The following is a 13,579-nucleotide window of genomic DNA, read 5'->3' as shown; positions in this document are numbered from 1 at the left end:
ATTTTAAATTTTGAATTTTGAATTATGACAAACCATACGATTTAAGCTAATACGCAGTCTACTCATAATTTATAATTCAAAATTCAAAATTAATGTTAGTGTTTAAAATGACGAATACCTGTGGTCACCATTGCGACACCGTGTTCGTTACAATAGTCGATCGTCAGGTTGTCTTTTACAGAGCCTCCTGGCTGGATAACTGCTGTCACTCCCTCTTTATCCGCAATCTCCACGCAGTCGGGAAATGGGAAGAATGCGTCCGAAGCCATCACTGCTCCTTCCAGACTAAAATCAAATGATTTTGCTTTTTCAATCGCCTGTTTCAATGCATCTACACGTGATGTTTGTCCTACGCCGCTGGCAATCAATTGCTTTCCTTTGGCTAGTACGATTGCGTTGGATTTACTGTTCTTCACGATCTTGTTAGCAAACAACATATCTTCTACTTCATCCGGAGTCGGTTCTTTTTCCGTAACGACTTTCAGATCGGCGATGGTTTCAATATTTAAGTCTCTTTCCTGAACTAAAACGCCATTCAAGAGTGAGCGGAATTGCTTTTTAGGTAACTTGGCCTCTTTGCGTACAAGGATGATACGGTTTTTCTTTTGTCCCAATATCTCAAGTGCTGCCACATCATAGTCAGGAGCGATGATAACTTCAAAGAAGATTTTATTGATTTCTTCTGCTGTTTCTTTATCAATCACAGCATTGGTCACCAATACACCACCGAACGCCGAAACCGGATCGCCGGCCAATGCATCTTTCCATGCATCGAGTACGGTTGGGCGTGAAGCCAAACCGCAAGCGTTGTTATGTTTCAGTACAGCAAAAGTGGTTTCTTCAAATTCGTCGATAAGTTCAACTGCTGCATTGATATCGAGCAGGTTGTTATATGAAATTTCTTTTCCGTGAATCTGGTCGAACATCGCCTCCAGATTTCCGTAGAAGTATCCTTTCTGGTGTGGGTTTTCTCCGTAACGAAGCGCCTTCTGATCGTTGGCTGTACTACGGAAAGCCGAACCTTCTTCAGCATCAAAGTAATTAAAGATAGCCGAATCGTAGTGCGAAGAAACGGCGAATGCTTCTTTAGCCATCCAACGGCGCTCTTCGAGTGTTGAAGTAGCTCCATGTTCCATCAGCATATCAAGCAACGGCTTGTACTGGTGCTGGGAAGCTACGATAATCACGTCATTGTAGTTTTTTGCTGCCGCACGGATCAATGAGATACCGCCTATATCAATCTTTTCGATGATAGCCGATTCCTCTGCTCCGGAAGCAACAGTTGCTTCGAACGGATAAAGGTCTACAATAACAAGGTCTATTTCAGGGATTTCGTATTTTTCGATTTGTTGCATGTCCTGTTCGTTCGAACGGCGACACAGGATTCCTCCAAAAACTTTAGGATGAAGGGTTTTCACTCTTCCACCCAAGATAGAGGGGTATGTGGTAAGGTCTTCTACCGCTTTGCACGGATAACCTAATGATTCAATAAACTGCCGGGTACCTCCGGTTGACAAAAACTCTACTCCTTCTTCGTGAAGTTTGGTTATAATTTCATCCAATCCTTCCTTATGGTAAACCGACACGAGAGCGGTTTTTATTCTTTTAGTTTCAGACATTTATACGCGCGTTAAATTTTAAAGATGCGCAAAGTTACTAACTAAAGTTGAAAGTTGAAAGTTGAAAGTTGAAAATTAATTGCAGATTATGAATAGATTAACAACATTATCTGCAAAGTTAACTTTCAACTTTCAATTTTCAACTTTCAACTGAATGAATTACCAAATATGCACACGTTCGGCCATCGGAACGAACATCGAATCTTTCTCCGTAATACCGAATGCTTCATACCATGCAGGGATATGCGGAAGGGCTCCGTTAACACGCCATTTGCCCAACGAGTGCGGGTCATCTTTTGTACGGCGAAGAATCTCTTCCGGGCGGATATTTCCTGCCCAGACATTGGCATAGGCCAGGAAGAAACGCTGTTCGGGAGTAAAGCCCAACTTGTCTTCCAACGGTGCATTAGCAGTTGCCGTTTTAAACGCCTGGAAGGAGACTTGCAAGCCACCATAATCGACTATATTTTCGCCTAACGTGAAACGTCCGTTTGCATGTACGCCGGGAGCTACTTCAATGTTATCGAAGAACTTAACCATCACATCGGCACGCGCTTCAAAATTCTTAGCATCTTCCTCTGTCCACCAGTCTTTCAGGTTACCATCTTTATCGTATTGACGGCCCTGATCGTCGAAACCATGAGTCATTTCATGCCCAATCACCACACCGATTGCACCGTAATTGAAAGCATCATCGGCATTCATATCGAAGAATGGATATTGCAGGATTCCGGCAGGGAAACAGATTTCGTTCGTTGTCGGATTGTAATATGCATTTACCATCTGAGGATTCATTAACCACTCATCTTTATCCACTGGTTTTCCAGCTTTGGCCAGCATTTCATTAAACTCAAAAACGTTAGCCCGATTTACATTAGCCCAGTAAGAGTCATCCTTAACTTCCAATGCGGTATAGTCTTTCCACTTATCAGGATAACCGATCTTCACGTGGAATGTAGAAAGTTTTTCCTGTGCCTTCACTTTGGTTTCGCCGCTCATCCAGTCCAATGCATTGATGCGTTCGCCCAATGAGACTTGTAGGTTTTTCACAAGTGTCACCATACGTTCTTTAGCAGCAGGAGGGAAATATTTTTCTACGTACATCTGCCCAACAGCTTCGCCTAAAGAACCGTCAACAACCGATACTGCACGCTTCCAACGAGGTTGAAGTTCTTGTCTTCCGGACATGGTTTTACCAAAGAAATCGAATTGTTGATCTACAAAATTATCGCTTAGGTAAGATGCAGAGGCAGAGATTAGTTTCCATTGCAGATAAGTGATCAAATCGGTTAATGATTCAGACTGAATGATCTTGCATGTTTCTTTAATTCCGTCAGGCTGTCCAATGCTCAGTTCTTGCAGGTTCCCCAATCCGACAGTAGTCAGAAAAGCATCCCAATCGAAAGGAGTGTAATCTTTCTTCAAAGCCTCAACAGTCATCTTATTGTAGTTAGCATAAGGGTTACGCAGGTCAACACGCGAGCGAGCCACTTTAGCCAACCGGGTTTCGATGTTCATGATCGCTTTCTGAGCTTTCGTAGCTGCGCTTTCATCGAAACCTGCCAAAAGGAACATTTTTACGATATGTTCTTCGTATTTGGCGCGGATATTTTTGATTTTATCGTCTTGTTCCAGATAATAAGAACGTTCGCCCATTCCCAGACCGCTTTGATAGGTGTGTACAATATTCATTGAGCTGTTCATATCGTCGGCACTCACATAAACGGCAAAGAAAGGGCTCATACCCCGTGTTTGCATTTCGGCTATTGCAGGGTAGATTTCTTTTTTATCTTTTATAGCACCCAGTTTATCAAGTTCTGCTTTAATAGGGGCGGCACCGTCGGCGTTCAACTTCACACTATCCATAGCGATATTGTACAGGTCGCCTACTTTCTGGGCAACGGTTCCGGCTTCATGTGAAGCAGCAGCCAACTCCTCGATAAGGCCATGCAGTTGTACACGGTTGTTCTCTGCCAATTGGTCGAAAGAACCGAAGCGCGCATATTCGGCAGTCAATGGATTGTTCTTCATCCATCCGCCACATACGTATTGATAGAAGTCTGTGCCCGGAAGGGCAGTTGTGTCAAGATTAGCAAACTGGATGCCCGGAGTTAACGGAGCTTCCTTGGGGCTGTTACATCCTGTACTCATAAGACATAATGCAAGGATTGGTAAATAATGTTTTTGTTTCATATAGAATCATTTAGAGATTTTCCAGTTCCATTGACACCTGCTCCCACTCTTCAACCGCCTCATCAAGTTGTTGTTTGAGTTTCTGGTGTTTCTCATACAATGCCATATCGGACGATCCTTCGGGAGTAGCCATCCTGGCCTCTAGTATAGCAATGGCCGATTCGGTTTCTTCAATAGCCGTCTCGCAATCTGCCACCTGTTTTTCCAGCTTCTTCTGTTTTTTATTCAGTTCTTTCTGGGCGGCGTATGACCGAGCAGCCTCACCCCGACCCTCTCCAAAGGAGAGGGAGTTAGCCTGCAGATCTGATTGCGCAGCCTTCTCCCTCTCCTTTGGAGAGGGCTGGGGTGAGGCTGTAGGTAGGACATTCAATTCATTCAAATGTTCAATCTTCTTTTTTTGCAGGAAGTCGTAAATACCGCCCAGGTGTTCTTTTACCAGACCACCGCCAAACTCGTAGACTTTAGTTACCAGTCCGTCAAGGAATTCACGGTCGTGACTGACTACAATAACGGTTCCGTCAAAATCGCGGATGGCGTCTTTCAACACATCCTTCGAACGCATATCCAGGTGGTTGGTCGGCTCATCAAGAATCAGGAAGTTAACGGGTTCCAGCAGCAGCCGGATCATAGCCAGGCGCGTGCGTTCCCCACCGGAAAGTACTTTCACTTTCTTATCGGATGCTTCACCGCCGAACATGAATGCACCCAGGATATCGCGAATTCTAAGACGGATATCGCCTACCGCTACACGGTCGATGGTATCAAACACAGTTATATTTTCGTCCAGCATCTGGGCCTGGTTTTGAGCAAAGTAGCCGATCTGCACGTTGTGTCCGATGGTGAGTTTACCTTCGAAAGGTATTTCACTTAAAATACATTTCACCAGCGTAGACTTACCCTCGCCGTTCTTGCCTACAAAAGCCACTTTATCGCCACGGTTGATCGTGAGATTGACATCGTAGAATACCGTATGTGCACCATACGCTTTCTTCACATCCTCACAAATCACCGGGTAACTACCCGAGCGTGATGCCGGCGGGAACTTCAGCCGCAGGCTTGAATTGTCTTCTTCGTCAATTTCGATACGATCAATCTTATCCAGTTGCTTGATACGACTTTGCACCTGTACGGCTTTCGTTGCTTTATAGCGGAATCGTTCGATAAAGTCTTCGGTATCTTGTATTTGTTTTTGCTGGTTTTCGTAAGCACGAAGTTGTTGTTCGCGACGTTCCTTCCGCAGTTCCACAAATTGATCGTAGGCTACACGGTAATCGTAAATCTTACCGCAGGATATTTCGATGGTGCGGGTGGTTACGTTATTAATGAATGCCCGGTCGTGGCTGACCAGCACTACGGCATTGGCACGGGTAGACAGGAAGTTCTCCAACCATTGAATGGATTCGATATCCAAGTGGTTGGTCGGCTCATCGAGCAACAACACATCGGGACGGCGGAGCAGCAGTTTTGCCAGTTCGATACGCATGCGCCAGCCTCCGCTAAACTCGGAGGTAGGGCGATCGAAGTCTTCGCGAACAAAGCCCAGCCCCATCAGTGTGCGTTCTATCTCTGCCTGGAAGTTGGTACCTCCCATCATCAGGAAGCGCTCGTTCTCGTTGGTGAAACGGTCTATCAGGTTATGGTATTCTTCGGAATCGTAATCGGTACGTTCGGCCAGTTCCGCATTCATCTTATCGAGGCTGGCTTGCAAATCGAATATATGCCCGAAAGCCAGTTCGGCTTCCTGCATCACGGTACGATTGTCTGCCAGTACCATCACCTGCGGCAGGTAGCCAATGGTGGTATCACGGGGTATAGACACATTGCCGGAGGTGGGCATTTGCAGTCCGGCCAATATCTTAAGCATGGTAGATTTTCCCGCCCCATTCTTGCCGACCAATGCGATACGGTCTTTCTTATTGATTACATACGATACGTCATCAAAAAGCGGCGTGGCGTTAAATTCTACTTTTAATTGTTCTACTGAGATCACGGGTAAGTTGAAATTAAAGAGTCAAAACAAAGCGTCTTCTATAGTTTTCTTGATGACTTCCCAACTAACATTTTCCAACATATATGGCATTGGTTCTATTTCTGCATCATCAAAATAAGATAAACTTTTCAGAACGGTAAAGTCAGAGCCGTCAGCATATTTGCTTAAATAATACGAAAGCATTTGTTCAAGAGAATAACGCTGTAAAAGGAAATAGATATCTACAAAATCTTTCTTCGTTCCTCTTCCGGTAACAGCTGCCAGTTTCATTGCACAAATATCTTCAAGCGATGCCATGGTCACATCATCGTCATAAATAGCATTCATCAACCAAGGATAACGATAGTTCACAATATCAACCTTTACATCGTCTAATAGAAATATGCGAATATTGCTAAAGTTTTTAAGTATCTTTAAATCACCGATAGTCGATAGTTCTTCAACAAGTGTATCGGGGTCAGCTGTAACTCCACCAAATAAATCAATATCAATGGATTTCCGGTGTCCTATCTGAAGTGCTAATGCCGTGCCGCCAACTAATCGCGTATGTTGCAAACAGGGTATTTTTTGCAACTTCCTTAGAAGTTCCAATGTCGCGGTGTCGACTGTAGAGTAGTGTAACATCTGAATTGTTCGATTGGAGTATGTGAAACAGTTGCAATATAAGACAAAGCACGTTCTTCCAGTTCTCTGAATTTTTTAGCTTTATCTACAATGACCGGAATGGTATAATAATCACGAATCAGCACCCAATCCGACAGTTGACCATATTCAAGCACTCGCTTTATGATGTATGCATCATGAACACTGGCGTCTAATGTACTTTTATCTATATCCCAAAAAAGATAAGATGAAAAGCTATGTATATTTAAGGATTCGCTCATAAAATAGGATTTGTAATGAACAAAGATAGTCATTATCTCTAAACAAACAATTCAAACTGATGTTCTTTACACCATGAATTTTCGAAATCCCTTCGGATCTTTGACACATTTGATCCGACCTTTTACTATAATGGTACGATGCTTTACAGTGAATGATCCGATGATATTTTATTCATCATTTACGGGGCTGCTTTTAATGGTTGGCGACACTTCATTTGAAAGGCTCGAACCATGCTATTGGTATGCCTAGGACATATCATTAGGATGCCTAGGGCATATCACTGGGATGCCCTAGGCATAATTTCATCGCCCCATATCCGCCGCTGCGTCTCAGAAAACACTAACCGTTCTTTACTTTCATTGAAGTACTCGCTGCTAGCTCCTCCTTTCTTTGCGACGGGGCGAGGTTATTAATTAATTCCATCTAATACGCATCAATTAATGGCTAGCAGTACAAGTAGTCATAGAGCCTGATCCTATTAAGTCCAAACCGTCTACCTCTACACTGGTACAGCAATTATAAACTTGGGTTGAAGAAGGCAATGTGCCAACCAGACTACCTACACTACACTCAGACTCGCTTCCGTTTACAGTAAGCTTACCTATGATAGATGTAGAAGCATTATGGCTAGTATGTAAGGTTCGCGAATTAACAGAGCCATAGCCCACTATACCTCCTACCCGAACTGCCTTTCCAGAATTATTCGCACTACTCTCAGCCTTGACTGCACCATAGTTATGACAATCCGTAATATTAGAATTCATTGACCCAAAAACACCACCAACATAGGCAAACCCTGCTGCCGTTACATCTATTTCTCCATAGTTTTTACAAGAATTCTGTGTTAAAGCGTCTAGCGTCGCACCGGCAACACCGCCAACCCGGCAGTCAGCTCCTGCCACAACCTTGATTGCACCAGTCATCACACAGTTGTCCGCAGTGCTTAAACCACCGCCCACTCCGCCAACACGGACAAGATGGCCGAGCTCAACATCCATTTTCCCAGACATACTACATGACAACACGGAGGACGCCTGAGCATATCCAACAACACCTCCCACATGCTCCCATTTACCGGAAGATACTGACACGTCTGCTGTTATATGTAGATTACGAATAATTGCACTTTGGTATACAAATCCAAAAAAACCAAATTGCGTCCAATCACTATCATTGGATTGAAGTTTACCACTTATTGTACGTTCGTCTCCATCAAATATACCATAAAAACCCCGTCCACCTACGTGCCCTATTGGTCTCCACTCATCCGCAGTTATATGAATATCAGTATTGAGTTTAAAGTACACATTGGCATAATTGCTTTTCCCCTCATTCACATTTATCTCCAAATATTTCAGATGTTGGGCAGTTTCTATCAGAAACGGGGTTGTTGAAGATTTCCCATCCCCCTTAGTCCATGGCTCACCGTCTCCTTTGGCTACATCATTATCAAATATGCTTGGCGTTCTAAATCCATTGCCCACTCCACCATATACAAGAGTAGCATTATATACTTTACCTACATCATAGGAGAACACATCATCTATTTCCGCAGTATAACTATAATACACTCCGTTGTCACCTTCCACACCAACAGTCAGATCTTCTTTCAAAGTAGAAGGAAGTATGGCCATATAAGCGGTGTGTGCATTACTCATTGCTTTTTTAATAGTCATAGTGAGCTGCTTAGCAGTTGTTTTAACCGTTTCATCACTAGCGTTCTGCTTTACTACAATACCTGCATCAGAATTAGACGATGTGCTAAGGGTGATTGATTTGGGCAAAACACCATCCGGCAATTCAACTATAAACTTCAGAATAGCTATTTTATGCGAGAAATTAACAGTTGAAATTTCATTACCGGAGAGATTTACCTTAGCCGTCATGAAATTATAATCTGCAAGATGAGCACGTGGATTTTCGGCATCTTGTATTTGTCCCAACACACTGAAATAGCAATCCGCCCAGCTTTCTTCCGCACGAGAATCGGGAAAGAAAGCGTTCAGGACAGTACCGTCAAACGACGGACTTCCTACAAAGGTTGCAGTTTTTCCATCATTATTCTCCGCAGGATTATACCCGTCAGGAATGGTAAATGTTGCATAAGTATCAGATGTTGCATAAAGTCTGAAAGCATCTTTCTCAGTCCACCTTACCATAAGTCCATGATTCCCGTCGGTGGTATCGTCATGAGTCATGCGGGTTAATGAACCACCTTGGGTGCCCACAAGGGATATTTCATTGGGAGTGTCATTCTTGTCATCAATATATTCTTCCTCACTTTGCGAACATGCACTTAATATCAGCAACCCGGCTGCAATGGCTACAAACAGCCTACCTGTCTTTATAAACATTCTATTCATAGCTGCTAATTTTCAATAGTTAGGATATCATTAACAAAATCTTCCAGGTCGCTAAACGAGCTTGTGGCTGGAACATAACTCTTCGCAGAATGACTTGACGTAGGGTTACCGCCTGGCAACCCTGGGTTTCCACCGGAAAAATCGGAAAGTGCCATCACACCTTCATTCTCCACCTCTATCACCTCCACCACTGGTGGCAGATATTTTTCTTTGATTGTCTTGATTTGCATATCTCTTATTTTATTTAAAATCTTAGCCACAAAGCTACACAATAAGAGCATGCAAGGGGTATCAGAGCTACAATGATTGTGTATCAAAACTACAATATATACACTATTTCAGCTCGTTTTCGATTAATTTTCGAATATATTCGGTTGGTGTGGTGCCAGTGTATTTGCGGAAGTATCGCAGGGCAGTCATTTTGGAACGAAAGCCTACGTCGAAGAAAGTATCCTGTACATTTGTCACCTTGCCGCTGTTTGCTACTTTAAGAAATTCGTCGACACGGCGGCGGTTAATAAATTCTCTATACCCACTGTGGCCTTCTTGTTGAATGAGTTGGGTTAGCGTTGTTCGGTTGGTGTACAGATGGTTGGAGAGTTTCTCAAGATCGAGGTCCGGGTTGCGCCACAGTTCATCATTGTCCATGGCTGCGTTTAGCTGGATCAGTAACGGATCGGAAGGGGTTTCCTTTTCCACCGGAACGACAGGCACGGTTACCAAAACCGGGACTGCTTCGGACTGTTTAACGGGAACCTCTATGCGCAGGAACAAATCCTGATACGTAACCACGAGGATGAAAAACATGCAATAAAGGAGATGGCAGATGCTCACCGTGACGGAGCAGGTAAGCATGAAGGCGGTAAACAGAGCAGTAATCACCTGTACGCCAATTGTATAGAAATAGATCCATCGATAGCTCACGCTACTCTTCATCCAGTTGTGGGGGATGTAGAAAAGCATGAAGGAGTAGGGCACGATGATGAGCAGTATAAATAGTCGGAACCAGACGTTGAATTCGCCCACATACTCCCAAATCTCGCCAAATGATGACAGCGTTCGGAACTGTATGGGCAGAACAACCAGCAACAGGGTGATGAACACCCAGGGCAGAAACAATAGGATGATGCGCTTCCACGTGAGCCACCCAGGGCTGATGGCTTCTATGGGGTACAGATAGAGCAACAACATGGTCAAAAGTCCCAAATGCAGGTTGGCAATGGGTAATATAGTGGGACTGGGTGGGACTCCGGTTTTAGTCAACAGCAATCGTAGCAGAAAAGCGCCACCCGATGCCAGGGTGGTAAGGGCCAGATATCGTCTCGACTTGCCGTTGGTTTCGCGTCGCATCCATAGCAGTACGCTGCAAAAAAAGAATGCACATATGGTAAAATATAAAATGAAAGTTAATACTTCTATCTCTGTCTCCATGATGGTTGCGACTATTAGCGTACTGCAAAATTAAGAGATTTTATTGTAATACCAAGTTAAGTGCTCTCTGATTCTATTTATAAAGGTTGTGATTTATATGATTGAAAAGCCCGCTTAATTTTCTATATTTGTAGGATATAGGATGCGCTTCGGCAATTTCAAGCAAGCTTGATTGCGCTCAGCTTTCACTATATTTGCATGTAACGTGCAAATCAATAGCCAAATACAGGAACAACTAAATGCTAAAAACCAATACCTATTTCATTCTTGCGGCACTCATTTTTGTGTCCGTTATAGTCAGTTGCAATTCTTCACCTAAAGACACCCGCCTTCCTACCCGCTTCGAAACAGACAGCATAGCCATACTAGCCCGGGGAAATCAATACCGGATGGACAAGGAATACGACCGAGCCATCGCGTTGCTGGACTCCGCCTTTCTGATACCCGTTAAGAGCCCGGAACACCCTGATGGATTATCCGTGGACGAGGCACGCCGCCGGATAGCCGAGGGCCACGAACATTTTGTCCGGCTCCGGGAGATGAGCCACCCTATTCTATCCGCCTATTGCCAGCGCGAAATTCTGGTATGCGATGCCCAAATGCTTCAAACACTGGGCCGACGTGCCGAAGCCTGCCAGCTGCTTGACCAGGCTATGGCGATAGATGAAAACAATGATCTATCCAGCGAGCTGTTCTGCACTATTGCCGCCGGAGTTACCTATATGGCGGTGGACTCCACCGAGACAAAAGCCAAACCGACTCTGCTACGTGCCGCCCAGGCGGTAAGGAACGGTGCGTATGATGACACCGGACTCTACCCGCAAGCCATGGCCAACCTCGCCAATATCTACATCCGGAAAAACGAATACCAGAAAGGAATCGAGCTTTGCCAGGAAGTGCTGAAACAGAGTGAAAAGGTAGAGAACTATCGTGGGGTGACGTTGGCAGCTGCCACAATTTGTGCGGCACGCATACCGAACTGAATTTCTTCGACAAAGCACTGTATTACAACGACCTGGGACTCCAGTATTTCAATCCCGACAACGAAACCTGGGGCATGGCCGCCAGCCTCTACGAACGCCGGGATGAGGTTTATACCCGAATAGGCAAGACCGACTCTGCCTTCTATGCCTTTAATCTGGCCGACAGTTTTTATATCCGTGCCACCAACCCCCGCGGACAAATACGGGTTACGCTGGACAAGCTGGAAGCTAAAGCCGATTACCCGGATTCCCTCTCAAACGTTCTGGCCCATTACGAGAGGATAAAAGATAAAGTTCCGGGCTATATGTATCTCGACTACTACATGGGCTACGGAAAGGCGATGTACATGGGCGGCAGATACAAAGAAGCCATCCCCTTACTCGAAGAGGCCGTCCGGTTATCCAAAGCCCGCCAGGATATGGAAACAGAGAATCATAACAACAGATTATTGCTTGACAGTTACCACAAAACCGGTATGGCCGGTGCTGCCCGTGAGTTGTTGCCCCGATACAATATGATTATAGACTCTGTTACTCACGAGAAGTCCATCCGCGAATCCATCGCCTCACATATCCGCTACGAAACCGATAAAGTAGAACAGGAAAACCGGTTGCTTTCTACAGAAATAGCCCTGAGGAACAATACCATCCGTATGTACACCATCGCTGCCATCGCATTGGGTTTCTTTATACTACTGCTTACCACCTGGTTCTGGATGAGGCACCGGTTCGCATCCATCCGCCTGCAAGAGAATGAGAGGGAGCTGCAACGCATCATCAATTCGCGGCAGGAATTGCACGAGCGCAACCGGGAGTTGCTGCGCCAACTGAATGAAATACAAGTTTCAACCCAATGTGATGCCGGATTGGATGCGCTGATGGAAACTTTAAATCCGACCATGCTTACGCCCGAAGAAGAAAAGGAGTTCCGTACCACCTTCACCGGAATATACCCACTGGCGGTTGCGCGGTTGCGTGAGGCTTGTCCCGGCATTACAAAAAACGAAGAATTGCTGTCTATGCTTATCCTGATTAACCAAAACACGGAAGATATAGCGCGGATATTGGGCATTGCGCCTGCCAGCGTCAGCAGGATACGCTACCGGCTGAGGCCCAAACTAAATCTGCCGGAAAAGGCTTCGCTGGATGTGGAGATAAAGAAGATTATGAGGGGGAATACCAATAATTATTGATATAGCACCCGCTATACATGCGATTTTTATATTCAAAATGTATCACAAGTCGCACAAGACAAGGTAACTACCTATCATTCAAAGGAAAACAATTTATTATTTTAATACAGAAGTCACACCTTAATATCACAAGTGTCACACAAGAAAAACCACGCGGAGAAATCGCTATAGCCTCATCGTACAAATGGGTGAACCTTGAATAGACCCGGGTCTTTTGGTGACAAACACCCGGGTGTATGGGTATGAAAGACCCGGGTGTTTTACATCAATACACCCGGGTCTTTCAGAACTTATCGAACTTTCAAATTGACTTCTTTCCTATACTATTCGGGAATCAATCTTTGCTTTTGGCAAACGATTGATGGTTGCACGCACGAACACGATTAATATCGTATTCATCCGTATCTTTCAGTCGTGTGACACTTGTGATATTAGGATGTGACTTCTGTACAAAATGCGGTGTTCTACAACTCCCTATTTATCGGCCTTTGGGAGGTATGTGTAAGATATGACACTTTTTTCGTGGAAAATCGTCATGTAGTAGTGAGATGGCCATATTAAAATTGAAATCACTGCTCCAAGAGATTTCTCTTAAAATAATCTAATAAAAACAGAGGCTATCCCCCACAAAGAGAGATAGTCTCTATTTCAGCCCACAAGAAGCAAACCATAACACACTCATTTGCGAAAATAATTAGTTATACAGATAGAAGATAATACCAACATTAGTTTTAACGTGAGTTCGATATAAGAGATAGATTAGATGGATGATTTTATATCGAATTCACGTTAGTTTTAATTATCGACATAAATTCATTGCAAATAAAAAGGACTGTTCTTTTCAAAATGAGAACAGCCCTTTTATTTGTCAAATCAACACAGATTGTTATTCATACTTATACTCCACACTTCCCTTTGGCGA

Annotated in this window: 9 protein-coding genes and 2 pseudogenes; 2 read left to right on the top strand and 9 right to left on the bottom strand. The window is 44.2% G+C overall.

The window, feature by feature from the left end:
• Positions 1-95: 95 nt before the first annotated feature.
• The 9 genes and pseudogenes from purH to D0T87_RS17445 all read right to left on the bottom strand — a co-directional run bounded on the left by purH (position 96) and on the right by D0T87_RS17445 (position 10,481).
• Positions 96-1,619 carry a bifunctional phosphoribosylaminoimidazolecarboxamide formyltransferase/IMP cyclohydrolase gene (gene purH / locus D0T87_RS17480; protein WP_163176411.1) on the bottom strand — a complete coding sequence of 508 codons (1,524 nt, stop codon included), beginning with the start codon at positions 1,617-1,619 and terminating at the stop codon, positions 96-98.
• Positions 1,620-1,778: 159 nt separating this feature from the next.
• A complete protein-coding gene (locus D0T87_RS17475) occupies positions 1,779-3,812 on the bottom strand; it encodes a M13 family metallopeptidase (protein WP_163176410.1) in 2,034 nt (677 codons plus the stop codon).
• 10 nt (positions 3,813-3,822) lie between these two features.
• A pseudogene (locus D0T87_RS25160) lies at positions 3,823-4,062 on the bottom strand (ABC transporter ATP-binding protein); the annotation flags it as partial.
• A gap of 113 nt (positions 4,063-4,175) precedes the next feature.
• Positions 4,176-5,802, bottom strand: a pseudogene (locus tag D0T87_RS17470) (ABC-F family ATP-binding cassette domain-containing protein); the annotation flags it as partial.
• A 21-nt stretch (positions 5,803-5,823) separates the two neighbouring features.
• Positions 5,824-6,426, bottom strand: coding sequence for a nucleotidyl transferase AbiEii/AbiGii toxin family protein (locus D0T87_RS17465; protein ID WP_163176408.1), 603 nt, complete (start codon positions 6,424-6,426; stop codon positions 5,824-5,826).
• Positions 6,381-6,686: a hypothetical protein gene (locus D0T87_RS17460; RefSeq protein WP_163176407.1), complete on the bottom strand. Its 306-nt coding sequence runs from the start codon at positions 6,684-6,686 to the stop codon at positions 6,381-6,383. Before D0T87_RS17460 ends, D0T87_RS17465 begins: the two co-directional genes overlap by 46 nt.
• Positions 6,687-7,124: 438 nt before the next feature.
• A complete protein-coding gene (locus D0T87_RS17455; RefSeq protein ID WP_163176406.1) occupies positions 7,125-9,050 on the bottom strand; it encodes a fimbrillin family protein in 1,926 nt (641 codons plus the stop codon).
• Positions 9,051-9,055: 5 nt separating this feature from the next.
• Entirely contained in the window at positions 9,056-9,310 is a 255-nt protein-coding gene (locus tag D0T87_RS17450) for a hypothetical protein (RefSeq protein WP_370526899.1), read from the bottom strand.
• 73 nt (positions 9,311-9,383) lie between these two features.
• The gene (locus D0T87_RS17445; protein ID WP_163176405.1) at positions 9,384-10,481 is read right to left on the bottom strand and encodes an AraC family transcriptional regulator; all 1,098 of its coding nucleotides are present in this window, start codon (positions 10,479-10,481) and stop codon (positions 9,384-9,386) included.
• Positions 10,482-10,720: 239 nt separating this feature from the next.
• Here D0T87_RS17445 and D0T87_RS24685 point away from each other — a divergent pair, with 239 nt between their 5' ends.
• A complete protein-coding gene (locus D0T87_RS24685; protein WP_239063749.1) occupies positions 10,721-11,464 on the top strand; it encodes a hypothetical protein in 744 nt (247 codons plus the stop codon).
• Positions 11,440-12,657, top strand: coding sequence for a hypothetical protein (locus D0T87_RS24680; RefSeq protein WP_239063747.1), 1,218 nt, complete (start codon positions 11,440-11,442; stop codon positions 12,655-12,657). The genes D0T87_RS24685 and D0T87_RS24680 overlap by 25 nt, the downstream gene beginning before the upstream one ends.
• Positions 12,658-13,579 lie beyond the last annotated feature (922 nt).

Source organism: Bacteroides sp. 51, from assembly GCF_010500965.1.
Classification (GTDB): Bacteria; Bacteroidota; Bacteroidia; order Bacteroidales; family Bacteroidaceae; genus Bacteroides.
The sequence above is the reverse complement of the archived record's forward strand: the minus strand, read 5'-3'. Positions and strand labels throughout refer to the sequence as shown.